The sequence below is a fragment of the Rhodanobacter terrae genome (genome assembly GCF_042657005.1).
Lineage (GTDB): Bacteria > Pseudomonadota > Gammaproteobacteria > Xanthomonadales > Rhodanobacteraceae > Rhodanobacter > Rhodanobacter terrae.
Genome location: NZ_JBHSNG010000001.1, coordinates 33,328 through 59,640 on the forward strand (window position 1 = coordinate 33,328; position 26,313 = coordinate 59,640).

Consider the following 26,313-nt stretch of genomic DNA (forward strand, 5'->3'; position numbering starts at 1 on the left):
GATGCTTGATCGCCTGATTCAATTCGCGCTGGCGCAGCGCCTCTTCATCCTTTTGTCGGCCGTGTTGCTCGCTGGCGCAGGTTGGTATGCCTTCCGCCATTTGCCGATCGATGCCTTCCCCGACGTATCCAGCACGCAGGTCAAGATCATCATGAAGGCTCCCGGCATGACGCCGGAAGAGGTCGAGAGCCGGATCGCCCTGCCGATCGAAGTGGAGATGCTCGGCATTCCGCACCAGCGGATACTGCGCTCGGTCTCCAAGTACGGCCTGGTCGACGTCACTATCGACTTCCTGGATGGCACGGACATCTACTGGGCACGCCAGCAAGTCGCCGAGCGTCTGGGCGGGATTGCCGGCGATCTGCCGCCCGGCATCAGCGGCGGCATGGCACCGGTCACCACGCCGCTCGGCGAAATGTTCATGTTCACCGTGGAGGGCGGCGGGCTTTCGCTGGACGAACGTCGCAGCCTGCTCGACTGGGTGATCCGGCCCGCGCTGCGCGCGGTTCCCGGTGTGGCCGATGTCAATGCGCTCGGCGGCGCGGTGCGCAGTTTCGAAGTCGTTCCCGATGCCACCCGGCTGGCGGCCGTGGGGTTGTCCACGGCGGACATCCAGCGCGCCATCGAGGCGAACAATCGCAACGATGGTGCCGGTCGGCTCGGCGAAGGCGGCGAGGTGCTGCTGGTGCGCAGCGAGGGCAACGTGCAAACCATGGATGACTTGCGCGCCATCGTGCTGGGGCGCAAAGGCACTGCACCGATTCGCCTGGGCGATGTGGCGCAAGTGGGCATGGGTGCGCTGACGCGCTACGGCGTGGTGACCAAGGACGGGCGCGGCGAAGCCGTCGAAGGGCTGGTGCTTGGCCTGGCCGGCGCGAACGCCCGTGACGTCGTGGAAGGCGTCACCACGAAACTCGATGAGCTCAAGCCCAGCCTTCCTCCCGGCGTCGCGTTGAAGGTCTTCTACAATCGCGCCCAGCTCGTCGACAACGCCGTGGGAACGGTGGCGAAAGCCCTGATCGAAGCCACCGTGCTGGTGCTGATCCTGCTGGGTGCGTTTCTGGGCAATCTTCGCGCGGCCGTCACGGTGGCGGTCGTGTTGCCGCTATCGGCGCTGGCCACCTTCATCCTGATGCGCGTCGCGGGAATGTCGGCCAACCTGATGAGCCTCGGTGGACTCGCCATTGCGATCGGCATGCTGGTGGACGCGGCGATCGTGGTCGTCGAGAACGTGGTGCAGCATCTGGGGCGCGATCAGGTCCGCAGCAAGCTGCCCCGACTGCACATCGTGTTTCGCGCACTGCGTGAGGTTGCCGTGCCGGTTGCCGCCGGCGTGCTGATCATCATCACGGTCTTTCTGCCGTTGCTTACCCTGGAAGGTCTGGAAGGCAAGCTGTTCGTGCCCGTCGCACTGACCATCGTGTTCGCGCTGGCCAGTTCGCTGGTGCTTTCGCTGACGGTCATTCCGGTCCTCGCATCGTTCCTGCTGCAGAAAGTGCCTCACCAGGAGCCGTGGTTGCCGCGCCAGCTGCTGCGTCGATACCAGCCGGCACTGGCATGGACAATGGCCCACCAGCGCATCGTGATCATCGCGGCGGTCGTCATGCTGGTGTTCGCCGGTGGCGTGTACGCCATGGTCGGCAAGACCTTCATGCCGACCATGGATGAGGGCGACATCATCGTCGGTATCGAGAAGCTGCCCTCGGTCAGCCTGGAGGAGACCGCCGCGCTGGATCTGAAGATCCAGCAGGCACTGATGGCACAGATTCCGGAGATCACCGGCGTTGTGGCCCGCGCCGGTTCGGATGAGATCGGACTGGATCCGATGGGTCTGAACCAGACGGATACGTTTCTGGTGCTGAAGCCGCGGGCGGACTGGGCCGTAAAGAACAAGGACGCGCTGATCGACAGAATCCGGGGCGTGCTCGATCAGCTGCCAGGCATCAAGTACAGCTTTACCCAGCCGATCGACATGCGTGTGCAGGAGATGATCATCGGGGTGCGCGGCGATCTGGCGATCAAGGTCTTCGGGCCGGATCTGGCGATCCTCAACCAGCTCGCCGGTCGGATCGAGGCGTTGGTGAAAACCGTACCAGGCAACCAGGACGTCTATACCGTCCAGAACGACGGCGTGCAGTACCTGCGGGTCATCGTCGATCGCCTGGCCAGCGGACGCTTCGGCCTGTCGGTGGAAGACGTGCAGGATGCGCTGCGCGCACAGATCGAGGGCCTGCGCGTGGGTACGGTGATCGAAGGGAACAAGCGCGTACCGATCATCGTGCGCGGTCCGGACAGCGTGAAGGTATCCCCCGCCGAGTTCGCCGCGCTGCGCATCACCACCGCCGACGGTGCCAGCGTGCCGCTGGAAACCGTCGCGCACCTGCAGCGCGACAGCGGTCCGGTAAAGATCGAACGCGAGATGGGTAGTCGCTACAGCGTCGTCATCGCCAACGTCGCCGGTCGCGATCTGGTCGGTTTCGTGACCGAGGCGAAGGCGAAGATCGCCCAGGCCGTGAAGCTGCCGACAGGCTATCGGATCAGCTGGGGTGGACAGTTCGAGAATCAGCAACGGGCCGCGGCAAGGCTCTCGCTGGTGGTTCCGCTGGCGCTGGGACTGATCTTCCTGATCCTGTTCTCCACCTTCGGCTCGGTGCGCCAGTCGCTGCTGGTCCTCAGCAATATTCCCTTCGCGCTCGTCGGTGGCATCGTCGCGCTGTGGATCACCGGCGAATACCTCTCCGTACCGGCCTCGGCGGGCTTCATCGCCTTGCTCGGCATCGCGGTGCTCAACGGCGTGGTGCTGGTGAGTTATTTCAACAAGCTCCACGCCGAAGGCTTCGACCCGGTCGCCTGCGTGATGCAGGGTGCCCATCGCCGCTTGCGACCGGTGCTGATGACTGCCTCGATCACCGCCTTCGGCCCGGTCCCGTTGCTGTTTGCCAGCGGGCCGGGATCGGAGGTGCAGCGGCCTCTGGCGATCGTGGTTATCGGTGGCCTGGTCACGGCGACTGCGCTGACACTCTTCCTTTTGCCCATTCTCTATCTGCGCTTCGCGCACGCACGCGTGGAGGTGCGCCATGGATAAGTACTGTTTCTCGCTGGTCTGCGTGCCAGACGTGGAGGAAAAACTTCTGGACGCCCTGTTGGCCGCTTTCAACGAGGAGGTCTTCACCAGCACGCCCACCTGCAGCCATGGCACCGCGATGGGGCGGCTGAGCCCTGCCGAGCAGGTCATGGGGCGCAGCCGTTCGGTTCTGGTGCAGATCCTGGTGAGCGATCCTGAAATGCAGACACTGCTGACTCTGCTGGCGGATGACTTCGCGGGTACGGGCATCCGCTACTGGGCTATACCGCTTACCCTCGAAGGAGAAGTCGCATGAGGACCATCCTGTTCGTATTGCTGATGGGGCTTTGCACGGTGGGCCACGCCACGGAGGAAGTTCCCGCGCCAGCGGACCTGCCGTCGGCCATCGCGGCGAAAACCTGGATCGCACAGGATCCGGCGGTGGTCGAGGCGCAGAGTGCGCGGATGGGTGCGGGGCATGCGGCGGGGATGCTTGCAGCTTCTCCCAATGAGTGGATCGTGAAAGGCTCCGCACAGCGCAGGAATTACACCAGCGGTCCAGCCTCGCGGGAATGGACGGCGGGATTCGAGCGCACCGTGCGGCTGCCTGGCAAGAAGAGGCTGGACCGACAGCTAGGCGATACCGGTATCGCGCTGGCTGACGCGCAACTCGGTGAAGCCATTCAAGAGGCCGCGCGTGGGTTGGTCGATCTCTGGATGGGACGCCTGAGCGCACGTCAGGCGCGCGCCTTCATGACGGAGCAGGTGCAACTGGCGAGGAGCAACCTTCAATCGGTGCAGAAGCGCCACAAGGCAGGCGATGCGGCGGCGCTCGACGTGAATGTGGCTGCGGCCGACCTCGCCGAGGTCGAGCAGGGCATGAGCGAGGCACTGGCCAGCGAAACCAAGGCACAGGCACGACTCAACGTCCGGTTTCCCGGCGCCGCCGATGCCGAGCCGCCCATGCTCGGCCAGCCGGTCAAGCTGGAGGAGTCCGAGGTGGTCTGGAAGGATCGGGTGCTGGCAGCCAGCGATCCGCTTCGGATGGCACAACTGCGCATGGAGCAGGCGGAACTCACGGCCTCGCGCGCACGCGCGGACCGGTTGCCGGATCCCACGATCGGTCTGTATGCCGCATCGGAAGCATTCAGCCGCGAGCGTATCGTTGGTTTCAATGTCTCGATGCCCTTGCCAGGTAGCTACCGGACCGAGCGGCTGGGGCAAGCGCTGACGGAAGTGGATGCCGCGCGTGCGGCGCGCGATCGTCGGCAGCGTGAGCTCGAATCGGAAATCGCGGACAGCTATACCGATGCGACGAGCAACTACGACCGCTGGAAACTAGCGGAAGAGGGGGCGTCGAGAACCCGCCGGAATGCCCAGTTGACACAGCGCGCCTATGCCCTTGGCGAGGCCGATCTGCAGGCGCTTCTGCTGGCCCGGCGCCAATCGGTGGACGCCATGCAATCGGCCCTGGACGCACGTACCGCTGCACTCCGCTCCTACTACCGGCTGCTCGTCGACGCCCGTCTGATATGGGGCCTTGCGCGCGAATGAAGGCAGGGCGGCGTACGGCGCCGCCCCTGATTATGGCGCCCTTCCTTCGATGGTTGGGCTCGCTCCCGGCGGTCTTTCCCGATGTCAGTGCATAACGCTGCGGCGGTTGCATAAGGTGGCCGCCGCAAAGGAGACCTCGATGGGCATTTCGGGGCCACGCGAGCACGGCACCCCCATCGCGGCGTGACAGGCGCCGGCTCGCCTATACTCAAGGCTTCTTCAGGGATAAAGGGGCAGGCAATGGGACTGGGACAGATTCTCGCGCTGGTGATCGTGTTCGTCGTGGTGGTCGGTGTGGCCAAACTGGTGCGCATCGTGCCGCAAGGTTTCGAATGGACGGTGGAAACATTCGGCAAGTACACCCGCACGCTCAGTCCCGGCCTGCATTTCCTGATCCCGATCTACCAGGCGGTCGGGCGCAAGATCAACATGATGGAGCAGGTGCTGGACGTGCCTTCGCAGGACGTGATCACCAAGGACAACGCGGTGGTGCGGGTCGACGGCGTGGTGTTCTACCAGGTGCTGGACGCGTCCAAGGCCGCTTATGAGGTGTCCAACCTGGAACAGGCATCGCTGGCGCTGGTGATGACCAACATCCGTACCGTGCTCGGCTCGATGGACCTGGATGAATCGCTGAGCCAGCGCGATGCGATCAACGCGAAACTGCTCAAGGTGGTCGACGAGGCGACCCATCCGTGGGGCGTCAAGGTCAACCGCATCGAGATCAAGGACATCGCGCCGCCCCGCGACCTGATCGACGCGATGGCGCGGCAGATGAAGGCCGAACGCGAGAAGCGCGCGAACATCCTCGATGCCGAGGGCTTCCGTCAGGCCGCGATCCTCAAGGCCGAAGGCGAGAAGCAGTCGGTGATCCTCGCCGCCGAGGGCGAGAAGGAAGCCGCGTTCCGCGCTGCCGAGGCGCGCGAGCGTTCGGCCGAGGCCGAGGCGAAGGCGACCACGATGGTCTCCGACGCGATCTCCGGTGGCAACGTCAACGCCTTGAACTACTTCGTCGCCAACAACTACGTCGAGGCGCTGAAGGAAATGGCGAAGTCGCCGAACCAGAAGATGCTGCTGCTGCCGATCGAGGCCACCGGCATCCTTGGTTCGCTGGCGGGTATCGCCGAGTTGGCCAAGGAATCGCTGGGCCAGCAGCAGAAGGCGGTGGCGGCCCAGCCGCCGCTGCGCTGAGGTGGATGCCATGTGGGAGCTTTCCGCGCATTACCTGTGGTGGATTCTCGCGTTGCTGCTGATTGCCGGCGAAGTGTTGCTGCCGGGTTATTTCATGCTATGGATCGGTCTGGCCGCGGCCGCGATGGGTGTGGTGTTGTGGGCTGTGCCCACGCTGGGCCTGCTCGCGCAGGCCGTGCTGTTCGCGTTGCTGGCGTTCGCCTTCTGCGTCGGTTATGCGCGCTGGCTGCGGCCTCGGCTGGAGCGCCGCGCGCCGGGCGACGAGCGCCTCAACCGTCGTGGCGAGCAGATGATCGGCCAGCGCTACGTGCTGGTCGAGCCCATCGTCAACGGCCGCGGCAAAGCTCGTGTCGGCGATGGCCAGTGGCTGGTCAGCGGGCCGGACCTGCCGCTTGGCAGCACGGTGGAAGTGGTGGCCGTCGAAGGCACCACCTTGCAGGTGCGCGCGGCGGTATGAGCGCAGGCGACACCATGGCCCATCAGCAGTTCGCCACCACGGCGCCGGCCACGCGGATCGCGTTTGTGCTGGAGCTGGCGCGGCGGCTGCACCAGTACGGCACCACGGCGCCGCGGCTGGAAATGGCGGTGGGAGGCGCGGCGCAGCGGCTGGGACTGGCCGCCGATGTGTGGTCCAGTCCCACCGCGATCATCATCTCCTTCGCCGACATGGCGCAGGGCGAGGACGGCGTGGCGCAGACCACCCAGGTGATGCGGCTGGCGCCGGGCGAAGTGAATCTGGAGCGCCTGTGCGAGGCCGACGACATCGCCGACCGCGCGATCGCCGGCGAGCTGGATCTGCGCGAGGGCTTTCGCCTGCTGCGCGCGCTGGGCCGGCCGGACACGCGTCGCGACAAAATCGGCCTGATCGCCAGTTATGGCCTGTCCGCCGCCAGCATTGCGGCGCTGTTCCTGCACAGCTCGTGGGTGGATCTGCTGGTGGCCGGCGTGATCGGCGTGATCATCGGCGGCATCAGCATGCTGGCGGCCAGCCGGCCGCGACTGGCGGTGGCCAGCGATGCGATCTGCGCGCTGGTGGCCACGGCGGTGACGATCGTGGTGAGCGCATTCGTGGTGCCGCTGGCAATCAAGTCGGTGGTGCTGGCCAGCCTGATCATCCTGATCCCGGGCATGTCGCTGACCACCGCGGTGCGCGAGATCTCCAGCCAGCATCTGGTCTCCGGCATGGCGCGCATGGGCGGGGCGATGTCGACCCTGCTCAAGCTCACCTTCGGCACGCTGGCGGCGACCCAGCTGTGCGGCGCGCTGGGCATCGCCGCCCGCGATTTCGCCCTGCCCGCGTTGCCGACCTGGACCGATTACCCGGCGTTGCTGGTGGCGGCGATCGCGTTCGCCATCCTGTTCCGCGCGGCCAGGCGCGACTGGCCGGTGGTGATCGTGGCGGTGATCGTGGGTTACCTGGCCACGCGCTGGGGCGGCGCGATTTCCGGCTCCTTGCCGGGAGCGCCGTTTGGCGTCTTCCTCGGCGGATTTCTGCTCGGCGCCATGTCGAATATCTACGCGCGATTCGCACGTCGGCCCGGTGCGGTCGTCCGCGAGCCCGGCATTCTGTTGCTGGTGCCGGGCAGCGTCGGTTTCCGCAGCATGTCGTTTCTGCTCGAGCGCGATACTTCGCTGGGCCTGGATACCGGTCTGCTGCTGCTGACCTTGCTGGTATCGCTGGTGGCCGGACTGATGTTCGGCGATCTGCTGGTGTCGCCGCGCCGGTCGCTTTGAAGCGAAAACAAAAACGCCGGCTTTCAGGCCGGCGCTTTCATCGGGATCATTCATGGGGATCGCGCGCGGATTTACCGATACGGTATTCCCGATGCGGCGATCCTGATCAGGAAGACGATCAGATCGCCAGATCCTTTTCCTTCTTGCCGGCCTTCAGCGCGTCGCTGTACCAGTGCGGGCGCTTGCCGCGACCGGACCAGGTCTGTGCCGGATTAGCGGGATTGCGGTATTTCGGGGCGACCGTGCCGGTGGTGCGCTTGGCCTTGCCGCGGGTACTGCCGAAAATGTCTTCGAAGGTATATCCCTCGGCCTTGATCAGCGCGTGCACCTTCTCGCGCAGCTTGACGACTTTTTCCTTGCGCAATTCGTTCTGGCGAACCTGCGCCTTGCTGATCAGATCATTCAGCTGGGTGTGATTGAGATTCTTGATATCGACGGCCATGGTGAACTCCGGGGGTGAGTGTCGACAATTAGCGTACTGGCCGGTGTCTGATTATTATCGGGGACGGAGCCGGACGCTTGGAAAGTTGAAGCAGTCCGGATTGTCGCTGATTGGCGGAATAGTTGTAAAGCGCCATTCATCCCGGGAAGCACTTATTCACATTAATCCCGATTAATGGCGCCACTGTCGATTTGAATAACCGATATTCGGGATTTCGTTGTGTCGAATGCGCAAACGGCCGTTCAGAGCGGCCGTTTTTTTGGTTAATTCCGGGTTATCACCCGAATTCAGCCTCGACATTCAGGCGAGCAGGGCAAACAGCTCATCCTGCCCGAGTGCGCGACTCTCGCTCTCGCCGCGGGCCCGATATTCCAGCGTGCCGGCGGCCAGCCCGCGTTCGCTGACCACCACGCGATGCGGAATGCCGATCAGCTCCATGTCGGCGAACATGCCGCCCGGACGCAGGCCGCGATCGTCCAGCACCGTCTCGATGCCATGCTGGACCAGCGACTGGTACAACGCCTCGGCGGCCGCAGCCACTTCGGGCAGGTTCTTCGGATTGATCACGCACACCGCCACCCGCCACGGCGCCATCGCCTCGGGCCACAGGATGCCGGCGTCATCGTGGCGCTGCTCGATCGCGGCGGCGACGATGCGGCTGACGCCAATGCCATAGCAGCCCATGGTCATCACCTGGGGTCTGCCGGTCTCGTCGATCACGCTGGCCTTGAGTACCTCGGCATATTTCTGGCCTAGCTGGAACACATGGCCGACCTCGATGCCGCGGGCGATATGCAGCACGCCATGGCCGTCGGGCGAGAGGTCGCCCTCGACCACGTTGCGCAGATCGGCGATGCGCGTGATGCGCGCATCGCGTTCCCAGTTCGCGCCGGTGTAATGGCTCGCGTCGGCCATGCCGCCGCAGACGAAATCGGCGAGCACGGCCGCATCGCGGTCGACGATGACGGGAATCGAGTCGGGCAGGCCGACCGGGCCGATGAAGCCGGGGCGGGCGCCGGTGGCGGCGAAGATTTCCTCCTCGCCGGCAAGCACCGACTGATCCGGCAATTCGGCCAGCTTGCCGGCCTTGACCTCGTTGATCTCGTGGTCGCCGCGCAGGCACAGTGCGACCAGACCGTCGCGGCCGCGCACCAGCAAGGTCTTGATGCATTGCTGCGGCGATACCTTGAGGAAGCTGCTGACCTCGGCGATGGTCTTCCGGGTCGGGGTATCGACCCGCTGCAGCGGCGCCGACGGAGCCGGACGCGCGCCGGTCGGCGCCAGTGCCTCGGCTTTCTCCAGATTCGCGGCGTAATCGGAACCGTCGGAAAACGCGATCGCATCTTCACCGGAATCGGCCAGGACCTGGAATTCATGGCTGGCATTGCCGCCGATCGCACCGGTATCGGCCTGCACCGCGCGGAAGGTCAGTCCGAGCCGGGTGAAAATGCGCACATAAGCCTGGTACATCACGGCATACGTTTCGGCCAGCGACTCCTGGGTCAGGTGAAACGAATACGCGTCCTTCATCAGGAATTCGCGCGCGCGCATCACACCGAAACGCGGGCGGATTTCATCGCGGAACTTGGTCTGGATCTGGTAGAAGTTGACCGGCAGCTGCTTGTAGCTTTTCAGCTCGTTGCGGGCGAAGTCGGTAATCACTTCCTCATGGGTCGGGCCGTAGCAGTATTCCTGCTGCTTGCGGTCCTTGATTTTCAGCAGCTGGCCACCGAATTTTTCCCAGCGGCCGGTTTCTTCCCAAAGTTCCTTCGGCTGAATCGACGGCATCAGCATTTCGATCGCGCCGGCGCGGTTCATTTCCTCGCGCACGATGTGTTCCACCTTGCGCAGCACGCGCAGGCCCAGCGGACTCCAGGTGTACAGCCCCGACGCGAGCCGACGGATCATGCCGGCTCGCAGCATCAGCCGATGGCTGGCGATTTCGGCGTCGGCGGGGACTTCCTTGACGGTGGCCAGATGGAATTGGCTGAGGCGCATGCGAGGCATTCCGGCGTGAATGAAGACGCCCATTGTAGCGGGCTGCCGCCATCGTCGCCGCGAATCGGGCAATTACCTGGATTGGCAATACAAGTCGTATTGGCTCTGGGCGGCCGTGGTCTGCTGTTTGCGCTGGTCGGCGTCGAGCGCCACGGTCTTGCCGTTCTGCTGCATGACCACCGGGGCGCTTCCCTGCAACGCGGCGATGTTGGTTTTCAGCGAATTGCACAGCTTGGCGCGGTTTTGCGGGTTGTCCGCCACCGGCTGGGCCGGTGCGGCGGCGGGCTCGCTGCTGCCGGCCGTGCTTGCGGCCGCCGCCGGCGCGGCCAGCGGCTGCACCGTGCCGGTGGTGGTCACCTTGGAGAACTTCGTGCCCTGCGGTGGTGGCGTTTCCGAGTAATGCACGGTGCCGCCGGCGTCTGTCCACTTGTAGACCTGGGCGGTGGCCAGCGGAGCCAGCAACAGCAGCGCCACGGCGATCAGCGAACGGTGCATGTTGTTCTCCATAATCATGGGAAGTCGCAATTTCATGAGAAAATCGCAACTGCCTTGTTATCACTGTGGCGGCCCGGACTCAAGCAGCCGATGGTTTACACTGCGCGCATCCTGTCACGGATTGATTCATGAGCGAGACCGCACCCATACGCCCGCCCCGCCACCGGGGCATTTACCTGCTGCCGAACCTGTTCACTACCGGGGCGATGTTCGCGGGTTTCTACGCGATTATCGCCAGTATCGGCGGTCGTTACACCGAGGCGGCGGTGGCGGTATTCATTGCCGCCGTGCTGGACGGCATGGACGGGCGCGTCGCGCGCATGACCGGCACCCAGACCGAGTTCGGCGTGCAGTACGACTCGCTGTCCGACCTGGTCAGCTTCGGGCTGGCACCGGCGCTGGTGATGTATACATGGTCGCTGTCGGCGTTGCGCGATTTCGGCCCGCTGTGGGGCAAGCTGGGCTGGGCTGCGGCGTTCATCTATGCCGCCTGCGCCGCGTTGCGGCTGGCCCGCTTCAACACCCAGGTCGGCGTGGCCGACAAGCGCTATTTCCAGGGGCTGGCCAGTCCGGCGGCGGCGGCGGTGTGCATGTCATTCGTGTGGAGCGTGGACAAGTTCGGCCTGTCCGGCAGCGAGTTCTGCTTCATCACGCCGGTGATCGCGGTGGTGGTGGGCCTGCTGATGGTCAGCCGGTTCCGTTATTTCAGCTTCAAGTCGCTGCCGCTGGGCGAACGCCAGCGCGTGCCGTTCGGCTGGATGGTCGGGGCCGTGCTGCTGATCGCGCTGCTGATCCTGGATACGCCGCGGGTGCTGTTTGCCGGTTTCGCGGTTTATCTGCTGTCCGGACCGGTATGGACGATCTGGGGCCTGACCACGCATCGGCGCCGCACCCGGCGCAATCCGGCATGAACGCAAGCCCGCGCCAGCACGCAGTTGCCGGCCATCGCGACCGCGTGTTGCGCGCGCTGGGCGTGACGCCGTGGGTGCGGCGAACCGCGCGGGAGCTGCAGGTCGGTGCCATCGAGCCGAATCCGCCGATGGCCGATACGGCCGCCGGGGTCGCCTGCGTGATAGTGCTGCCGGAGGGTTGCAGCACGCGCGAACTCGACCTGCTGGGCCGCGCGCTCAATGCCTGCGGCGCGGCGCTTGCCCGTGCCGCGCGCGTCATGGTACGGGGCGGCCAGCTCGCAGGGGACCTGCCCGAGGCGAGGGCGTATCTGGTGTTCGGCGAGGCGCAGGCGCATGCGCTGGGGCGCACCTTGTCGGCAGTGGCGATGCATCAGGCGCAGATCGTGCTGGCCGATGAGCCGGCCCTAGTGCTGACCAGCGCCGGGGCCAAGCGACGGCTGTGGAGCGCGCTGCGCAGTCTGCGCCGCGCGCTGGCCACAGCGGGAAGCTAGCCGCGATGGTCGCGGTCATCAAACCGGTGATCCAGGTACGCGCCATGCGCGCCGAGGACCTGGCCACGGTCAGTGCCATGGAAAACATCTCCTACGACTTCCCGTGGTCGGCCGGCGTCTTCGCCGACTGCGTGAAAGCCGGGCATCCGTGCTGGGTGCTGTGCGTGGATGCGGACATCGCCGGCTACGGCATCTTGTCGATGGGCGCAGGCGAAGCGCACGTGCTGAACATCTGCATCGGGCCGGATTTCCGCGGCCGCGGGCTGGGCCGCCATCTGCTCGGGCGGTTGCTGGACATCGCGCGCTGGAATGGCGCGGAACGGGTGTTCCTGGAAGTACGGCCGTCGAATCCGCTGGCTAAGTCGCTGTACGAGTCGGTGGGATTCAACGAGATCGGCCGGCGGCCGCGCTATTACCCGGCGCACGATGGGCGCGAGGATGCGATCGTGATGGCGCTGGATTTGCTGCCGTCGTAGTTCTGCGCGCCCCGCTGTGTGCGTGTGTGCGTGTGTATGTGTGTGCGTGTGTGCGTGTGTATGTGTAGGAGCCCGCTAGCGGGCGATGCTCTTGCTCTGATGCCAGGTAGGAAACATCAAAGCAAGAGCATCGCCCGCTAGCGGGCTCCTACACATACACACATACACGAGGCGGTAGGGCCGCTCGCGTGTCAGCCCAGCTTCCGGGCCTGCTCGCGCAAGGCCGTCAGCGTGGTGTTCCAGTCGGCGATGCGCTGGCGTTCCTGGACGACGACTTCGGCGGGGGCGTTGGCCACGAAGTTGGCGTTGCCGAGTTTGCCTTCGCACTTCCTGATCTCGACTTCGATGCGGGTGATTTCCTTGGCCAGGCGGGTTTTCTCGGCGCCGAGATCGATCAGGCCGGCGAGCGGGATCATCACGCGCAGCGTACCGACCACGGCCGCGGCGGCGGCCGGTTCGTCGGCGCCGGCCTCGATCCACTGCGGTGTTTCGGTGCGGGCGAGGAAGGCGATCTGGGCGGCGAACTTCGCCACGCGAGCGCGATCGCCGGCGTCGCCGTCGGCGAGCAGCAGCGGAATGGTCTTGGCGGGCGAGATGTTCATCTCCGAGCGGATCCTGCGGACGCCGCTGAGCACGCTCTTGAACCACTCGATTTCGGCTGCGGCTGCCTCATCCGCGATGATCCCGCTGGCTCCTGGCCATGGTCGCAGCATGATGCTGTTGTCCGTGATGCCAAGCTGCGGCGCGATAGCCTGCCAAATTTCTTCTGTGATGAACGGAATCACCGGATGCAACAACCGAAGAACAGACTCAAGCACGTAAAGCAACGTGTATCGAGCTTGAATTTTTTCTTCTTTACTGCCGTTTTGGATAGTTGGCTTGCATAGTTCCAAGAACCAATCACAGAAGTCATTCCAGACAAACTCGTAAAGAACCTGCGCAAGCAAATCAAAGCGATATGTTGCGAAGTGTGCCTCTGCTTCTTGAATCGTTTGGACTAGGCGCGAAAGAATCCAATGCTCGGCAGAGGATGGCTCAAACGGAGGCCAATACTTGTTTAAGTTGTGGTCGCCAGTAGTGATCTGTAAGTTTTCTGCGCCCAGATTGCTGAGCACAAACCGCGCCGCGTTCCACAGCTTGTTGCAGAACGCCTTGTAGCCTTCGGCGCGCTTGATGTCGAAGTTGATCGTGCGGCTGTAGCTGGCCAGCGCGGCGAAAGTGAAGCGCAGCGCATCGGTGCCGATCGCCGGAATGCCGGCGGGGTAATCCTTGCGGACACGCTTCTCGACCTTCTCGCGCACCTGCGGAATCAGCAAGGACTTGATGGACTTCGCCACCAGCGGCTCCAGCTCGATGCCGTCGATCAGGTCCAGCGGATCCAGCGTGTTGCCCTTGGACTTGGACATCTTCTGGCCTTCCGCGTCACGCACGATGGCGTTGATGTAGACCTCGCGGAATGGTACCTGGCCAATGAAGTACCTGGTCGCCATCACCATGCGGGCGACCCAGAAGAAGATGATGTCGAAGCCGGTGACCAGCACGGCGCTGGGCAGGAAAATCTTGTCCTGCGCCCAATTCGCCACGACTCCGCCGCGCTCGTTCTTCACCGGACCATTCGCGGGCCAGCCCAGCGTGGAGAATGGCCACAGCGCCGAGCTGAACCAGGTGTCGAGCACGTCCTCGTCCTGGCGCAGCGTGCCGACCGGCGCGGTGGTGGCGCTGGCGCGCGCGTCCGCCTCGTCCTCGCCCACGAAGATGTTGCCGGCCTCGTCGTACCACGCCGGAATACGATGGCCCCACCACAGCTGGCGGCTGATGCACCAGTCCTGGATGTTGTCCAGCCACTGCGTGTAGGTGGTGGCCCAGTTCTCCGGCACGAATTTGATGTCGCCGTTGCGCACGGCGTCGAGAGCCGGCCGGGTGATCGCCTGGCGGCCGCCCGGACGTCCATCGGCCAGCGTGTCGGAGGTGAGGTCGACGAACCACTGGTCGGTCAGCATCGGCTCGATCACCGCGTCCGAGCGGTCGCTCACCGGCACCTGCAGCTTGTGCGGTTTGGTTTCGACCAGCAGGCCGATGGCGTCCAGATCGGCAACAATCGCTTTGCGCGCTTCGTAGCGGTCCAGTCCCTGATACTTCAGAGGAATGAGCTTGTCTGCGAAGATTTCGTCCGAACCAACCACAAAGTCCGATTGCGCGTTCTGGTGAATGCGCTTTGAGTTCGACGTCGCTGTGATGATCTTCGCATCGAGCGAGAAGATAGTGATTGGCTTGAGCTTGTGCCGCTGGCCGATCGCGTAGTCGTTGAAGTCGTGCGCCGGCGTGATCTTGACGCAGCCGGTGCCGAAATCCTTGTCGACGTAGTCGTCGGCGATGACGGGAATCTCGCGATCCGTTAGCGGCAGCTTCAGCGTCCTGCCGACCAGATGCGCGTAGCGCTCGTCCTCCGGATGCACCGCCACGGCGACGTCGCCCAGCATGGTTTCAGGACGCGTGGTGGCGACCACCACACTTTCGTCGCTGCCCATGACGGGATAGCGGATCGACCACATATGCCCGTCGCGCTCGACGTTGTTCACTTCCAGATCGGAAACGGCGGTACCCAGCACCGGGTCCCAGTTCACCAGCCGGTTGCCGCGGTAGATCAAGCCTGCGCGATACCAGTCGATGAACACCTTGCGCACCGCGGCCGAGAGTCCCTCGTCCATGGTGAAGCGCTCGCGCGACCAGTCCGCGGCGGCGCCGATGCGGCGCATCTGGTTGGTGATGGTGGAGCCGGACTCCTCCTTCCACTTCCATACGCGCTCGACGAACGCATCGCGGCCCAGGTCGTGCCGCGTCTTGTCCTCGATCGCGAGCTGGTTCTCCACGATCTTCTGGGTGGCGATGCCCGCGTGGTCGGTGCCGACCTGCCACAGCGTGTTCATGCCGCGCATGCGCTGGTAGCGCACCAGCATGTCCATCACGGTCTGCTGGAACGCGTGCCCCATGTGCAGCGTGCCGGTGACGTTCGGCGGCGGCAGCAGAATGCAATACGGCTCGCCCTGGCCCGATGGCTGGAACGCGCCGCTGGCTTCCCAGCGCTCGTACCACTTCGATTCGATCTGGGCGGGCTCGAAACTCTTTTCCATCGGGATTGCGCTCGGTGGCGCGCGCAGGGCGCGCGCTTTGTCGTGGGTTAAAGCGGGTCATTGTACGGGGAGGGGGCTGGGCTGCCAAAAATGGCCCGACGCCGCCTGGGCCGGCTTTCGCCCCTCTCCCTCCGGGAGAGGGTTGGGGTGAGGGTTCGGGGCTTGCGGGGTGCTGGCGCTGGCCATCGCCCCAGCCCTGTCCCAACTCGATGTAGGCGACTTCAGTCGCCATGCTTTGCGCCTGGTGGTCGGTTTGTAGCGAAGGGCTTTTCGTCTGTCTTCGACCACCAAGTTATTTGGTCTCCCGGATCCTTGTAGGAGCCCGCTGGCGGGCGATGCCTTGGCTCTGGGTTGATGGATTTGAAGCAAAGAGCTTTCGGGCGCCAGAGGCGAGACGCACGAAAGCTCTTTGCTTCAAATCAACCAACCAAAGAACAAGAGCAAGAGCATCGCCCGCCAGCGGGCTCCTACAACAAGTCTTGGGATGGAGTCGTTCGGTAGGTGAAGGCGCTTGGTTCTGATTCGGCAGCGAAGCGGCAAGAACATCGCGACTGAAGTCGCTCCCATATCCCGCCGGAGAGAAAACTCTGACGCAGCGCCAACACCCCGCGAGGAGAGGCCTATGGGCGGGCGCCAGTCGTCAGTGAGCAGGTGGTGCGGGGAGACTGCGCAAAAAGGCGGTGAAGCTAGCCAGGTTGGCTTGCCAGCCGCCGGGATCGCGCGCCGCGACCAGGGTCGAGGCGCCGTGTACGCCGATCTTGGGCTGGTAGTGCACGATGTTGGCGCCGTGGGCGTCGCGCAGCACTTCGGCGACGTTGCTGGCCTCGTTCGGGTCGGTGGTGATGTAGAACGGCAGGGTCACCTGGGCGGCTGCCTGCTTGATCTGGTTCTTGTCGTCGAAGTATTCGCCCGGCGAGAAGCTGGCAATGGCGCTCAGGCCTTGCGGGCGTTTCGCGGCCAGCACGATCACCAGCGATGAACTGTAGGAACTGCCCACCGCGACGATGCGCGCGTAGTGCTGCGCGCGGGCCCAGGCCAGGGCGGCTTCGAGATCGGGCAGGGCGGCCGGGTAATCCGCCGAGGCGCCGAGCTTCGCCACGGTTTCGTTGTGGCCGCCGAACAGGTCGCCGCCGGAGCGTTGGTCGATCGCGAGGGTGTCGAAGCCCAGTTTCTGCAGCGTCGGCACCACGCTGTCGTACTCGTGCCGGTTCGCACGGGCCTGGTGGAACAGCAAGGCGATGCCGCGGTCGTGCGGCTGCGCCTGGCTGAGCGTGCCGTAGACGGCCACGCCGTCGCTGGTGTGCAGGGTCAGTGGTTCGTCGGCCAGCGCGAGGGCGGGCAGGCACAGCAGGATCAGGCAGGTCCAGCGGATGAGGCGGGCAGGGGGCATGACGTGCATGGCGCGGCTCCTCGGGGATACCCGGCGCAGGCTACGTGAGGCGTGCGGCAAAGGCCAGCGACGACGGCGCGGCGACTCAGCGCGAGCGCAGCTCGCGACCGTAGCGGTGCACCTCGTCGACCAGCACCTTGACATGCTCCGGATCGACTTCCGGCGTGATGCCGTGGCCGAGGTTGAACACGTGGCCGGGGTGGTTGCCGTAGCTGTCCAGCACGGCGCGGGCCTCGCGGCGGATCACGTCGGGATGGGCGCGCATCACCGCAGGATCGAGGTTGCCTTGCACGGCGACCTTGCCGGCGACGGCGCGACGGGCATCGGCCAGATCCATGGTCCAGTCGACGCCGAGTGCGCTGCAGCCGGAGTCGGCCATGTCGGCGAGGTGCTGGCCGGCGCCCTTGGAGAACAAGGTCACCGGGAGATCGCGGGCGTGCGGGTCGGCCTTCAGCGCGGCGACGATCTGCGCCATGTAGCGCAGCGAGAACTCGCGGAACGGGGCGGGTCCCAGCAGGCCGCCCCAGGTGTCGAAGATCATCAGCGCCTGGGCGCCGGCGGCGGCCTGGGCGATCAGGTAGGCGGTGACGGCGCGCGCCAGCGTGTCGAGCAGCTGGTGGGCGAGCTTCGGTTCGTTCCAGCACATCGCCTTGAGCGTGGCGAAATCCTTCGAGCCCTGGCCTTCGACCATGTAGCAGGCCAGCGTCCATGGGCTGCCGGAGAACCCGATCAGCGGCACGCGGCCATGCAGTTCCCGGCGGATCAGCCGCACCGCGTCCATCACGTAGCGCAGCTCGCCGTCCATGTCGGGCACGGCGAGTTTCGCGATGTCGGCAGCCGTGCGTACCGGGTGTGCGAACTGCGGGCCTTCGCCCTGCGCGAACGACAGGCCGAGCCCCATCGCGTCGGGAATGGTGAGGATGTCGGAGAACAGGATCGCCGCATCGAGCTCGAAGCGTTCCAGCGGCTGCAAGGTCACCTCGCAGGCGTACTCGGGGTTCTGCGCCAGGCCCATGAAGCTGCCGGCGCGCTCGCGCGTGGTGCGGTATTCCGGCAGGTAGCGGCCGGCCTGGCGCATCACCCAAATCGGTGTGGTGTCGGTGGGTTCCCGGCGCAGCGCACGCAGGAAGCGGTCGTTCTTCAATTCGGTCATTTCAACGTCCGTACGGACCTTCGAGGCCCTGGGCAAACATCAGGCGGAAACCGCGCTTGAGCTGGGCATCGCGCGCTTTCTCGAACGCACTGACCGCCTCGTCGCGCTCGAGGAACTGCTCGCGCTTCATCGTGGCGCGACCACCCTGGGTGCCGGATTCGCGGTACAGCGTCCAGCCGCCCAGCAGATCCTGCTCCAGCGTGATCTGGACGTAGCGTGGTGCCTCGGCGCTGCCGGGCACGGTTTGCAGATAGAGGCGCATGGGTTCCAGTGGTGGGGCACGAACGGCCGCGTAGCCGGACAACACAGTTTATAGGAGTGATCACCGGTTTGTAGGAGCCCGTCAGCGGGCTCCTACCGGGATTCGGTGGCGGCTTGCAGTATGGCGAGCACGTCGGCTTCGGCGACACCCGCGACGATCTCGGCGCGACCGACCCCGTGCCACAGGATCAGCCGCAGCACGCCGGCGGTGTTCTTCTTGTCCAGCCGCATCAGTGCCAGCAGTTGCTGCGCCTCCATGCCTGGCGGAATCGCGGTGGGCAGGCCAAGTTTTTCGAGCAGGTCTCGCAGGCGGGTGGTATCGGCGACGCCGCTCATGCCGAGCCGTTCGGACAACTGCGCCGCCAGCAGCATGCCGACCGCCACGCCTTCGCCGTGCAGCAAGGTGGTGTAGTGGCCGGCAGTTTCCAGCGCGTGGCCGAAGGTATGGCCGAGGTTGAGCAGGGCGCGTTCACCTTGCTCGGTCTCGTCCCGGGCGACCACGCCGGCCTTGTACCGAACCTTGCGTGCGATCGCCTCCAGTATCGCGGCGGAGTCGCGGGCGGCTAGCGCATCGGCGTGCTGCTCCAGCCAGGCGAAGAACGGCTCGTCGCCGATCGCCGCGCCCTTGATCACTTCGGCGAGGCCGGCGCGGTATTCGCGCACGGGAAGGGTCGCCAGCGTGTCGATATCGGCGATCACTGCGCGCGGCTGATGGAATGCGCCGGCGAGATTCTTGCCGATCGGCAGGTTGACGCCGGTCTTGCCGCCGACCGAGGAGTCGACCATCGCCAGCAAGGTGGTCGGCATCTGGATGAAGTCGATGCCGCGCATCCAGCATGCCGCGCTGAAACCGGCCAGGTCGCCGACCACGCCGCCGCCGAGCGCGATGACGCAGGCGTCGCGGGTGGCGCCGAGCTGGCCCAGCGCTTCCAGCGCGCGGCCGACGTTGGCGAAGCTCTTGTGCGCCTCGCCGTCGTCGAGCAGGAACGACGACCACTTCACGCCGTGCAGTCCCTGTTCGATGCGCGGCAGGTACAGCGGCGCCACCGTGGTGTTGCTGATCACCAGCGCGTGGCGGCCGCGCAGCATGGCGCGCCAACGCGCATGGTCGGCGAGCAGGCCGCTGCCGATCCATACCGGATAGCTGCGCTGGCCGAGTGCGACGGTGATGGTCTGGAATGCGGGGTCGTTCATGCGTTCTGCCGGGGCCATGCGGTGGATTGACGCTGCCAGTGGTGATCGATCAGCGCGATGCAGCGCTCGCTGGCGGTGGCGACGCTGCCGTGCTGGCCGGGTACGGCCAGGTCGGCGAGCTCGCGGTAGATCGGTTCGCGGATCTGCGCCATCGCCTGCAGCTGCTCGTGCCGGTTCGGCACGGCTAGCAGCGGGCGGCGATGATCGTGCTCCAGCCGTTCCAGTTGCTGCTCGACGGTGGTCTGCAGCCATATCACAAAGCCGCGTTCGCCGAGACAGTCCCGATTCTGCGTGGCGAGCACGGCGCCAGCGCCGGTGGCCAGCAGCACGCCCTGGCGTCGGCTGCATTCGTCGAGCAGGGCGCTTTCGCGCTGGCGGAAGCCGGCTTCGCCCTCGATCTCGAACACCGTGTTCACGTCCACGCCGCAATGCCGCTCGATCTCCTGGTCCAGATCGACGAACGGCAGTCCATAATGCACGGCAAGCCGGCGTCCGATCGACGTCTTGCCGGCGCCGGTCGGGCCGATGATGAACAGGTTGCACGACGGATTCATGGACAAATGCTAACAGGGCAGCCGCGGGGACTGTGGTGAGCGAGCGGGTATTGTTGGCCGGTTGTGGCGACCTTGGACTGCGCGTGGCGCAGCGCCTGCTGGCGCGCGGCGATGAAGTATGGGCGCTGCGGCGCCGGCCGCCGACTCACGATGGCGATGGCATCCACTGGTTGCGCGGCGATCTGACCTTGCCGGAAACCCTGCACGGGTGGCCGCCGGATATCACCCAGCTGGTGTATCTGCCGACGCCGGACCGGCGCGATGCCGCCGCTTATCGCGCCACTTTCGTGGACGGCTTGCGCGATCTGCTCGACGCGCTGGGGCGTCACAGCCTGCAGCGCGTGTTGCTGGTTTCTTCCAGCGCGGTCTATGGCGAGCACGGCGGCGACTGGGTGGATGAAGACACGCCGCCGGCACCGCCGGGATTCAATGGCGCGGTGCTGCTGGAGGCGGAACAGTGGCTGGCCGCGCAGTCGCCGGCTTCGATCGTGTTGCGGCTGGCCGGCCTGTATGGCCCCGGGCGCATGCAATGGCTGGAGCGTCTGCGCGCCGGGCAGGTCGTGGCGCCGCGCATGCTGCCGCACTGGGCCAATCGCATCCATGTCGACGACGCCGCGGCGGCGGTCGCGCACCTGCTGCAACTGGGCGATCCGTTGCCGCTGTATCTTGGCGTGGACAGCACGCCGCTGCCGCTCGATGTGTTGTACGACCACCTGACCGGCTTGATCGGCGCGCCGCCGGCCGACGACGGTCCGGCACCGGTCGGCATCGGCAGCAAGCGGCTCAGCAATGCGCGGCTGTGCGCCAGCGGCTTCAAGCCGCAATGGCCGGATGCGCGCGATGGTTACGCCGCCTTGTTCGATCAGTGAATCATTCAGTCACTCACCAGGGAGAACCCGCATGGCCAACACCGTTCCTCATCACCAGGTCAGCACCGGCAACGAGATTCCCGGCTGCCGCATCATGCGTTCGCTGGGCATCGTGCGGGGTATCACGGTGCGCTCGCGCAGCGTGGTCGGCAATCTCGGCGCGGCGCTGCAGACGATCGTCGGCGGCAATATCTCGATCTATACCGAACTGTGCGAGAAGGCACGCGAGGAGGCCTACGAGCTGATGCTGCAGCACGCCGGCGCGATGGGGGCGAACGGCGTGGTGGCGATGCGCTACGACGCCAACGAAGTGGCCCAGGGCGTCACCGAGGTGCTGGCGTACGGCACGGCGGTGCAGGTCGAGGCGTCGACCTGAAGGCGAACTTCATCGTCGAGTGAGCTGACAGCGGCGGGGGCTGCGGAGTGACCGCTCCCCCCTTCTGTTCGCCCAATTCAGCCGTGGCTGAGGCCGGTCACGTGACGATCGTCGTCATACTCCACGCAGGTGTCGGCCAGCGCAGGCAAGGTGGCCAGCGCGTGCCGGCTGAGCCGCTCGAAGTGCGCCAGGAAACGCTCCATCGCCGCCTCATCCATCGCCAGCGGCGCATGTCGCGCCAGCAGATACTGTTCCTGCTCGCCGCGCCAGCGGCGCACGATCTCCCAGCTCGGCGCCTGCAGCACGATCAGCGCGTCGAACTTGCGCCATAGCGGCTGGTAGCCGCGCAACTGCTTGTTGACCCAGTGCCGCCAGCTGCCGTCGGGGTCTTCCTTGCGCTCCAGTTCGTTGACCGGCCTGGTCAGTGCGGCCTGCAGCTGCGGGCGGATACCCAGTGCCCAGCCTTCCACGATCACCAGCTGCGGCGGCCGTGTGGTTCGCGGCCAGCGCGATGGCGAAAAGCGCGTGTCGCGGCCCTTGTCGAAGCGCGGATGCGTCACCGGCAGCTTCTCCGAGGCGTACGGCAACGCGGCAAGTACCGACAGCAGCAGTTCGATCTCGTGGGTGCCCGGCACGCCGCGGCTGCGCAACAGGGGGTGTACGTCGCGCGCCAGCGCTTCGCGATCGCTGCGGGCGTAGTAGAAATCGTCGAGCGAAAGCACTTCGGTGGCCCAGCCGCGGGCCTCGGCCTGGGCTTTCATCACCCGCGCCAGCGTGCTCTTGCCGCTGCCCTGCAGCCCGGACAGGCCGAGGATGTACGGGCGCCGCGAGCGGGCGATGCGGCCCGCGTACTGGTCGAGCAGATGGCCGGCGAGGGCCTCGTTCTGCATATCGGCGTGAGACATCCTCATCCGCGGGCCGTCCTCCCGGTTCCGGGAGGTAGTTCCGCCGCCGGCGGATAGCGGCGACGGCCTGTCCCGCCAGCCGGCGCGCGACCGTCTTCACATTTCACGGCGGGACATGACGCTGTCCACCAAGCGGAAGTGGTACTGGGCGAGTGGGGCATTGCACTATGATCGGTCGGGTTCATTTGCGCCATGATGGCGCGTGTCAGCCACGATGCAAAAGGAAAGTTTCAACGCCATGCTCAAACCCGAGATTCTGGACACCTTCCTGCGGCTGCTGGACGAGGCCAAGGCCAGCGGCGATCGCGAGCCGACGGCGATGAACGTGGCCACCGTCGACGGCTCCGGCCGGGTCGCCTCGCGCATCGTGCTGCTCAAGGGTGCCGACGAGCGCGGCTTCCGCTTCTACACCAACTACGACAGCGACAAGGGCGGCCAGATCGAGGCGCACCCGCAGGTTGCGTTGTGTTTCCACTGGAAGCAGCTGCGCGACGGCGTACAGGTACGGGTGGAAGGCGTCGCACGCAAACTGCAGGACGAGGAATCGGACGCGTACTTCGCCAGCCGCCCGCGCCAGAGCCAGATCGGCGCGTGGGCGTCGCTGCAGTCGCAGACGCTGCCCGATCGTGAAGCCTTCGAGCAGCGGGTGGCGCGCTACGAGCAGCAGTTCGATGGCCGCGAAGTGACCCGGCCGCCGCACTGGGGTGGCTACGTGGTCGAAGCGGACATGCTGGAGTTCTGGTACGGCGCCGAGTTCCGCCTGCACGAACGGGTGCGCTGGGATCGCCACGGCCAGACCTGGACCAGCCGGCTGCTGTATCCATGAGCAGGCCGCTGCCCGCGGAACACGTGGCGCAGGGCGGCTTCGCCGTGCACACGCGCGGCCGCGGCTTCAGCGACATCACTGCACAGGTGGCCGACGCAGTGGCCAGCAGCCATGTGCAGGCCGGCATCGCGAACATCTTCACGGCCCATACCAGTTGCTCGCTGCTGCTCGGCGAGAACGCCGACCCCAGCGTGCGCGACGACCTCGAACGCTGGTTCGCACGCGCGGTGCCCGACGGCGATCCGATCTTCGAACACGATGCGGAAGGTCCCGACGACATGCCGGCGCATGTCCGTTCGATCCTCACCGGCGTGAGCCTCACGGTACCCGTCCATGCCGGCAAGTTGCTGCTGGGCACGTGGCAAGGCGTCTACCTGTGGGAGCATCGTCTCGATCCGCACCAGCGCAAGGTCACGGTGACCGTGCTGGGGCATTGAGCGCATGAACGGGCAGGAAACTCGTTCGGCGGATCATTTTCCGCAACGCATCGTCTGCCTCACCGAAGAGCCGACCGAGGTGTTGTACGCGCTGGGCGAGGACCGCCGCATCGTCGGCATCTCCGGCTTCACCGTGCGGCCGCCGCGGGCGCGCAAGGAGAAGCCGAAGGTCTCGGCGTTCACCAGCGCGAAGATCGGCGAGATCCTGAAACTCGAACCCGACCTGGCGATCGGTTTCTCCGACATCCAGGCCGACATCGCACGCGAACTGATCAAGGCCGGCGTCGAGGTGTGGATCAGCAATCACCGCAGCGTCGGCGGCATCCTCGCCTATATCCGCCGGCTGGGCGCGATGGTCGGCGCCCACGAAAAAGCCGAGGCCTATGCCCAGCGCGCCGAACAGCACATCGCCGATATCCGCGCTGCGGTCGCGCAGCTGCCGCGGCGGCCGAAGGTATATTTCGAGGAATGGGACGAGCCGATCATCACCGGCATCCGCTGGGTCGCCGAGATCATCGGCATCGCCGGCGGCGGCGACTGCTTCCCCGAGCTGGCGCGCGAACCTCTGGCGAAACAGCGCATTCTGCCAAACGGCGACGAAGTGGTGCGGCGTGCGCCGGACATCATCCTCGGTTCCTGGTGCGGCAAGCGCTTCCGGCCCGAACGCGTGGCTGCGCGGCCCGGTTGGGACACGATCCCGGCGGTGCGCAACGGCGATCTGTACGAGATCAAGTCGCCGATCATCCTGCAGCCGGGACCGGCGGCACTGTTCGACGGGCTGGATGCGATCCATCGCATCATCGCCGAGTGGGCGCTGCGCTGAGCCTTCTGGTTGTCGCTCCCGGCCTTTTGGCGTTTGCTTTTTTATAGGAGCGACTTCAGTCGTGATGCTCTGGCTCTTCCGATCGGCTAGAGCGAAGAGCTTTCGTGCGCGGTTGGCGCCCGAATCACTCACCTAGCGGATTTCTTGTAGGAGCCCGCTGGCGGGCGATGCTCTTGCTTTGGGTTGATGGATTCGAAGCAAAGAACAAGAGCAAAGGCATCGCCCGCCAGCGGGCTCCTACAAGGATCCAGGAAACCAAATAGCTTGGTGGTCGAAGACAGACGAAAAGCCCTTCGCTGCAAACCGACCACCAAGCGCCAAACATCGCGACTGAAGTCGCTCCCGCATTCCACATCTCACGAGAGAAAACTCAGCCTCCCAGCGCCAGTCGGGTGCCCAGATCGAGCAGCGGTGCGGCGACCAGCAAGCGGGCAAGCAGCAGCACGATCATCACCGCCATCGGGGCGAAGTCGATGTTGCCTGCGATCAGCTTGCCGTTCAGCGGACGCAGCAGCGGAGCGACGATGCTGCCGACCAGCCGCAGCAACGGCTGTCGGCGATCGACCGCGAACATGCTCAGCAGCGACCAGCCGAAGATCAGCACCAGGTAGAACAGCAGCACGAAGTCCAGCAATTCGGCCAAGGCCAGCACGATCAGCCCGACCGGCCGCGGCATCACACCGATCAAGGCGAACAGCAGCAGGCGTTTCAGCAGCATCAGCAACCATGCCAGCAGCAGCGCCGCCAGGTTGATCCGGCGCCAGTTCGGCAGCACGCGCCGGATCGGCGCCAGTACCGGGTTGGTATAGCGGTAGACGAACTGGCTCAGCGGATTGTTGAAATCCGCGCGGCAGGCCTCGGCGGCGACCCGCAGCAACAACAGCGTGACGACGGCCTCGAACGCCAGCTCGATCAGCATGGACAGCGCGTTCAGCAGATAACTCATGACAACTTGTCCAATTGTGCGGCCAGCTCCATGCCGCGCCGGGTGGCGGCGGCGACGGCCCGGGCGGTGATGCGGGCCAGGCCATCGGCGCTGAAGCTCTCCAGCGCGGCCTGGGTGGTGCCGTTCGGCGAGGTGACCCGCTGGCGCAGGACGGCGGGGTCTTCGCCGCCCTCGACCAGCATGCGGCCGGCACCGAGGCAGGTTTGCGCAGCCAGCGCGCGGGCGGTATCGCGGGGCAGGCCCTGCGCCACCGCGGCGGCTTCCAGTGCCTCGACCAGGGCGAAGAAATACGCGGGGCCGGAGCCCGACAGCGCAGTAACGGTATCCATCAGCGCCTCGTCGTCGATCCAGCGGGTGATCCCGGCCGCGTCGAGGATGTGCTGGGCCTGCGCCTTCTGCGGCGGACTGACCCGGCTGTTGGCGCACAGGCCTGTAGCGCCAGCGCCGATCAGTGCCGGCGTGTTCGGCATGCAGCGCACGATCGGCAGTCCCGCGCCGAACCAGCGCTCCAGCTGATCCAGCCGCACGCCGGCGGCGATCGAGATCAGCAACGGCCGGTTGCGCTGCAAGGTGTCGCGCAGCTCGGTATGGATCGCGGGCATGATCTGCGGCTTGACCGCCAGCAGGATGACTTCGGCATCGGCCGCGGCAAGCCGGTTCTCGGCATAGCAGGCGATGCCGAATTCGCGGCCCAGCGCGTGCCGGGCTTCGGCCAGGGGCTCGGCGACGCTGATGGTGGCCGGGGCCACGCCGGTTCTCAGCAGGCCGCCGATCAGGCTGCGCGCCATGTTGCCGCCGCCGATGAAGGCAAGTCGTGTCATGCAGGGTTCCTCGCTTGTCCAGACCGCGTACCTTACCGGAGCGGCGCCGCCGCGCGGCGGTTTTATGGGTAGGGACGGACGTGAACGGAACCGGTTCGACGGGTGTGCCACGGCCGGACGATGATTTTTCGACGGGGTGCTCAAACCGGGTCGACAGTTTGCACGCCTGGGCCCGGAAAGACTGGCCGCACAGCCGGTTGCGCGAGTAGTATCGACGCCGCTGCAGGGGGATCCGGGCGGTTCGTTGAGGCGGTTCCATGGCGCACCATGG

26 protein-coding genes are annotated in these 26,313 nt (G+C 65.7%); 14 read left to right on the forward strand and 12 right to left on the reverse strand.

Going from position 1 to position 26,313, the window contains the following annotated elements; all coding sequences use genetic code 11:
* The first annotated feature begins 1 nt into the window (after position 1).
* The 6 genes from ACFPPB_RS00125 (at position 2) to ACFPPB_RS00150 (ending at position 7,543) form a co-directional block, all read left to right on the forward strand.
* A complete protein-coding gene (locus ACFPPB_RS00125; RefSeq protein WP_377323178.1) occupies positions 2–3,085 on the forward strand; it encodes an efflux RND transporter permease subunit in 3,084 nt (1,027 codons plus the stop codon).
* The gene (locus tag ACFPPB_RS00130) at positions 3,078–3,380 is read left to right on the forward strand and encodes a DUF3240 family protein (RefSeq protein ID WP_377323180.1); all 303 of its coding nucleotides are present in this window, start codon (positions 3,078–3,080) and stop codon (positions 3,378–3,380) included. The genes ACFPPB_RS00125 and ACFPPB_RS00130 overlap by 8 nt, the downstream gene beginning before the upstream one ends.
* The gene (locus ACFPPB_RS00135; RefSeq protein ID WP_377323182.1) at positions 3,377–4,618 is read left to right on the forward strand and encodes a TolC family protein; all 1,242 of its coding nucleotides are present in this window, start codon (positions 3,377–3,379) and stop codon (positions 4,616–4,618) included. Before ACFPPB_RS00130 ends, ACFPPB_RS00135 begins: the two co-directional genes overlap by 4 nt.
* Before the next feature lie 240 nt (positions 4,619–4,858).
* A complete protein-coding gene (locus ACFPPB_RS00140; protein ID WP_377323184.1) occupies positions 4,859–5,809 on the forward strand; it encodes an SPFH domain-containing protein in 951 nt (316 codons plus the stop codon).
* A gap of 10 nt (positions 5,810–5,819) precedes the next feature.
* The gene (locus ACFPPB_RS00145; protein ID WP_377323186.1) at positions 5,820–6,266 is read left to right on the forward strand and encodes an NfeD family protein; all 447 of its coding nucleotides are present in this window, start codon (positions 5,820–5,822) and stop codon (positions 6,264–6,266) included.
* Positions 6,263–7,543 (forward strand): threonine/serine exporter family protein, encoded by a 1,281-nt coding sequence (locus ACFPPB_RS00150; RefSeq protein WP_377323188.1) that lies wholly within the window; start codon positions 6,263–6,265, stop codon positions 7,541–7,543. Before ACFPPB_RS00145 ends, ACFPPB_RS00150 begins: the two co-directional genes overlap by 4 nt.
* Before the next feature lie 118 nt (positions 7,544–7,661).
* Here the strand turns inward: ACFPPB_RS00150 and ACFPPB_RS00155 are convergent, their stop codons facing one another.
* The 3 genes from ACFPPB_RS00155 to ACFPPB_RS00165 form a co-directional block, all read right to left on the reverse strand.
* On the reverse strand, positions 7,662–7,985 hold the full coding sequence (locus ACFPPB_RS00155; protein WP_377323190.1) for an H-NS histone family protein: 324 nt from the start codon (positions 7,983–7,985) through the stop codon (positions 7,662–7,664).
* Between the two features lie 300 nt (positions 7,986–8,285).
* Positions 8,286–9,983, reverse strand: a complete 1,698-nt coding sequence (locus ACFPPB_RS00160; RefSeq protein ID WP_377323192.1) for a proline--tRNA ligase — start codon at positions 9,981–9,983, stop codon at positions 8,286–8,288.
* Positions 9,984–10,055: 72 nt separating this feature from the next.
* Positions 10,056–10,478 (reverse strand): DUF4124 domain-containing protein, encoded by a 423-nt coding sequence (locus ACFPPB_RS00165; protein ID WP_377323194.1) that lies wholly within the window; start codon positions 10,476–10,478, stop codon positions 10,056–10,058.
* Positions 10,479–10,606: 128 nt separating this feature from the next.
* Between ACFPPB_RS00165 and ACFPPB_RS00170 the strand changes: the two genes are divergently transcribed.
* Genes ACFPPB_RS00170 through rimI form a run of 3 tightly spaced genes read left to right on the forward strand, consistent with a single transcriptional unit; the run spans position 10,607 to position 12,356 of the window.
* Positions 10,607–11,389 carry a CDP-alcohol phosphatidyltransferase family protein gene (locus ACFPPB_RS00170; protein ID WP_377323196.1) on the forward strand — a complete coding sequence of 261 codons (783 nt, stop codon included), beginning with the start codon at positions 10,607–10,609 and terminating at the stop codon, positions 11,387–11,389.
* Positions 11,386–11,880, forward strand: coding sequence for a hypothetical protein (locus ACFPPB_RS00175; protein ID WP_377323198.1), 495 nt, complete (start codon positions 11,386–11,388; stop codon positions 11,878–11,880). The genes ACFPPB_RS00170 and ACFPPB_RS00175 overlap by 4 nt, the downstream gene beginning before the upstream one ends.
* A 5-nt stretch (positions 11,881–11,885) precedes the next feature.
* Complete coding sequence (gene rimI / locus ACFPPB_RS00180) at positions 11,886–12,356, forward strand: ribosomal protein S18-alanine N-acetyltransferase (RefSeq protein WP_377323200.1); 471 nt, start codon at positions 11,886–11,888, stop codon at positions 12,354–12,356.
* Positions 12,357–12,547: 191 nt separating this feature from the next.
* Here the strand turns inward: rimI and ACFPPB_RS00185 are convergent, their stop codons facing one another.
* From ACFPPB_RS00185 to ACFPPB_RS00210, 6 genes are all read right to left on the reverse strand, one after another.
* A complete protein-coding gene (locus ACFPPB_RS00185) occupies positions 12,548–15,487 on the reverse strand; it encodes a valine--tRNA ligase (protein WP_377323202.1) in 2,940 nt (979 codons plus the stop codon).
* A 640-nt stretch (positions 15,488–16,127) separates the two neighbouring features.
* Positions 16,128–16,886, reverse strand: coding sequence for an alpha/beta hydrolase (locus tag ACFPPB_RS00190; protein ID WP_377323204.1), 759 nt, complete (start codon positions 16,884–16,886; stop codon positions 16,128–16,130).
* 76 nt (positions 16,887–16,962) lie between these two features.
* Positions 16,963–18,030: a uroporphyrinogen decarboxylase gene (gene hemE / locus ACFPPB_RS00195; protein ID WP_377323206.1), complete on the reverse strand. Its 1,068-nt coding sequence runs from the start codon at positions 18,028–18,030 to the stop codon at positions 16,963–16,965.
* Position 18,031: 1 nt separating this feature from the next.
* Complete coding sequence (locus ACFPPB_RS00200) at positions 18,032–18,292, reverse strand: WGR domain-containing protein (protein WP_072761712.1); 261 nt, start codon at positions 18,290–18,292, stop codon at positions 18,032–18,034.
* A 92-nt stretch (positions 18,293–18,384) separates the two neighbouring features.
* Complete coding sequence (gene aroB / locus ACFPPB_RS00205; RefSeq protein ID WP_377323208.1) at positions 18,385–19,485, reverse strand: 3-dehydroquinate synthase; 1,101 nt, start codon at positions 19,483–19,485, stop codon at positions 18,385–18,387.
* A complete protein-coding gene (locus ACFPPB_RS00210) occupies positions 19,482–20,039 on the reverse strand; it encodes a shikimate kinase (protein WP_377323210.1) in 558 nt (185 codons plus the stop codon). Before ACFPPB_RS00210 ends, aroB begins: the two co-directional genes overlap by 4 nt.
* Before the next feature lie 35 nt (positions 20,040–20,074).
* On the opposite strand from ACFPPB_RS00210, the gene ACFPPB_RS00215 reads away from it, so the two are divergent.
* A complete protein-coding gene (locus ACFPPB_RS00215; RefSeq protein WP_377323212.1) occupies positions 20,075–20,908 on the forward strand; it encodes an NAD-dependent epimerase/dehydratase family protein in 834 nt (277 codons plus the stop codon).
* Positions 20,909–20,939: 31 nt separating this feature from the next.
* On the forward strand, positions 20,940–21,284 hold the full coding sequence (locus ACFPPB_RS00220; RefSeq protein ID WP_377323214.1) for a YbjQ family protein: 345 nt from the start codon (positions 20,940–20,942) through the stop codon (positions 21,282–21,284).
* Between the two features lie 77 nt (positions 21,285–21,361).
* Here ACFPPB_RS00220 and ACFPPB_RS00225 read toward each other — a convergent pair whose 3' ends face one another.
* Positions 21,362–22,195: a kinase gene (locus ACFPPB_RS00225; RefSeq protein ID WP_377323216.1), complete on the reverse strand. Its 834-nt coding sequence runs from the start codon at positions 22,193–22,195 to the stop codon at positions 21,362–21,364.
* Positions 22,196–22,427: 232 nt separating this feature from the next.
* On the opposite strand from ACFPPB_RS00225, the gene pdxH reads away from it, so the two are divergent.
* Genes pdxH through ACFPPB_RS00240 form a run of 3 tightly spaced genes read left to right on the forward strand, consistent with a single transcriptional unit; the run spans position 22,428 to position 24,275 of the window.
* Entirely contained in the window at positions 22,428–23,015 is a 588-nt protein-coding gene (gene pdxH, locus ACFPPB_RS00230; RefSeq protein ID WP_377323218.1) for a pyridoxamine 5'-phosphate oxidase, read from the forward strand.
* Positions 23,012–23,452 (forward strand): secondary thiamine-phosphate synthase enzyme YjbQ, encoded by a 441-nt coding sequence (locus ACFPPB_RS00235; protein ID WP_377323220.1) that lies wholly within the window; start codon positions 23,012–23,014, stop codon positions 23,450–23,452. Before pdxH ends, ACFPPB_RS00235 begins: the two co-directional genes overlap by 4 nt.
* A 4-nt stretch (positions 23,453–23,456) precedes the next feature.
* Positions 23,457–24,275, forward strand: a complete 819-nt coding sequence (locus tag ACFPPB_RS00240) for a cobalamin-binding protein (RefSeq protein WP_377323222.1) — start codon at positions 23,457–23,459, stop codon at positions 24,273–24,275.
* A 370-nt stretch (positions 24,276–24,645) separates the two neighbouring features.
* Here the strand turns inward: ACFPPB_RS00240 and ACFPPB_RS00245 are convergent, their stop codons facing one another.
* Together ACFPPB_RS00245 and proC are read right to left on the reverse strand one after the other, a co-directional pair.
* Positions 24,646–25,221, reverse strand: coding sequence for a YggT family protein (locus ACFPPB_RS00245; RefSeq protein WP_377323224.1), 576 nt, complete (start codon positions 25,219–25,221; stop codon positions 24,646–24,648).
* The gene (proC, locus tag ACFPPB_RS00250) at positions 25,218–26,042 is read right to left on the reverse strand and encodes a pyrroline-5-carboxylate reductase (RefSeq protein WP_377323226.1); all 825 of its coding nucleotides are present in this window, start codon (positions 26,040–26,042) and stop codon (positions 25,218–25,220) included. The genes ACFPPB_RS00245 and proC overlap by 4 nt, the downstream gene beginning before the upstream one ends.
* Positions 26,043–26,313 lie beyond the last annotated feature (271 nt).

Excerpts from the sequence above, each read along its gene's own strand:
- ACFPPB_RS00125 (WP_377323178.1), top strand. The coding sequence starts at position 2 with ATGCTTGATCGCCTGATTCAATTCGCGCTGGCGCAGCGCCTCTTCATC.
- ACFPPB_RS00130 (WP_377323180.1), top strand. The coding sequence starts at position 3,078 with ATGGATAAGTACTGTTTCTCGCTGGTCTGCGTGCCAGACGTGGAGGAA.
- ACFPPB_RS00135 (WP_377323182.1), top strand. The coding sequence starts at position 3,377 with ATGAGGACCATCCTGTTCGTATTGCTGATGGGGCTTTGCACGGTGGGC.
- ACFPPB_RS00140 (WP_377323184.1), top strand. The coding sequence starts at position 4,859 with ATGGGACTGGGACAGATTCTCGCGCTGGTGATCGTGTTCGTCGTGGTG.
- ACFPPB_RS00145 (WP_377323186.1), top strand. The coding sequence starts at position 5,820 with ATGTGGGAGCTTTCCGCGCATTACCTGTGGTGGATTCTCGCGTTGCTG.
- ACFPPB_RS00150 (WP_377323188.1), top strand. The coding sequence starts at position 6,263 with ATGAGCGCAGGCGACACCATGGCCCATCAGCAGTTCGCCACCACGGCG.
- ACFPPB_RS00155 (WP_377323190.1), bottom strand. The coding sequence starts at position 7,985 with ATGGCCGTCGATATCAAGAATCTCAATCACACCCAGCTGAATGATCTG.
- ACFPPB_RS00160 (WP_377323192.1), bottom strand. The coding sequence starts at position 9,983 with ATGCGCCTCAGCCAATTCCATCTGGCCACCGTCAAGGAAGTCCCCGCC.
- ACFPPB_RS00165 (WP_377323194.1), bottom strand. The coding sequence starts at position 10,478 with ATGCACCGTTCGCTGATCGCCGTGGCGCTGCTGTTGCTGGCTCCGCTG.
- ACFPPB_RS00170 (WP_377323196.1), top strand. The coding sequence starts at position 10,607 with ATGAGCGAGACCGCACCCATACGCCCGCCCCGCCACCGGGGCATTTAC.
- ACFPPB_RS00175 (WP_377323198.1), top strand. The coding sequence starts at position 11,386 with ATGAACGCAAGCCCGCGCCAGCACGCAGTTGCCGGCCATCGCGACCGC.
- rimI (WP_377323200.1), top strand. The coding sequence starts at position 11,886 with ATGGTCGCGGTCATCAAACCGGTGATCCAGGTACGCGCCATGCGCGCC.
- ACFPPB_RS00185 (WP_377323202.1), bottom strand. The coding sequence starts at position 15,487 with ATGGAAAAGAGTTTCGAGCCCGCCCAGATCGAATCGAAGTGGTACGAG.
- ACFPPB_RS00190 (WP_377323204.1), bottom strand. The coding sequence starts at position 16,886 with ATGCACGTCATGCCCCCTGCCCGCCTCATCCGCTGGACCTGCCTGATC.
- hemE (WP_377323206.1), bottom strand. The coding sequence starts at position 18,030 with ATGACCGAATTGAAGAACGACCGCTTCCTGCGTGCGCTGCGCCGGGAA.
- ACFPPB_RS00200 (WP_072761712.1), bottom strand. The coding sequence starts at position 18,292 with ATGCGCCTCTATCTGCAAACCGTGCCCGGCAGCGCCGAGGCACCACGC.
- aroB (WP_377323208.1), bottom strand. The coding sequence starts at position 19,485 with ATGAACGACCCCGCATTCCAGACCATCACCGTCGCACTCGGCCAGCGC.
- ACFPPB_RS00210 (WP_377323210.1), bottom strand. The coding sequence starts at position 20,039 with ATGAATCCGTCGTGCAACCTGTTCATCATCGGCCCGACCGGCGCCGGC.
- ACFPPB_RS00220 (WP_377323214.1), top strand. The coding sequence starts at position 20,940 with ATGGCCAACACCGTTCCTCATCACCAGGTCAGCACCGGCAACGAGATT.
- ACFPPB_RS00225 (WP_377323216.1), bottom strand. The coding sequence starts at position 22,195 with ATGAGGATGTCTCACGCCGATATGCAGAACGAGGCCCTCGCCGGCCAT.
- pdxH (WP_377323218.1), top strand. The coding sequence starts at position 22,428 with ATGCTCAAACCCGAGATTCTGGACACCTTCCTGCGGCTGCTGGACGAG.
- ACFPPB_RS00235 (WP_377323220.1), top strand. The coding sequence starts at position 23,012 with ATGAGCAGGCCGCTGCCCGCGGAACACGTGGCGCAGGGCGGCTTCGCC.
- ACFPPB_RS00240 (WP_377323222.1), top strand. The coding sequence starts at position 23,457 with ATGAACGGGCAGGAAACTCGTTCGGCGGATCATTTTCCGCAACGCATC.
- ACFPPB_RS00245 (WP_377323224.1), bottom strand. The coding sequence starts at position 25,221 with ATGAGTTATCTGCTGAACGCGCTGTCCATGCTGATCGAGCTGGCGTTC.
- proC (WP_377323226.1), bottom strand. The coding sequence starts at position 26,042 with ATGACACGACTTGCCTTCATCGGCGGCGGCAACATGGCGCGCAGCCTG.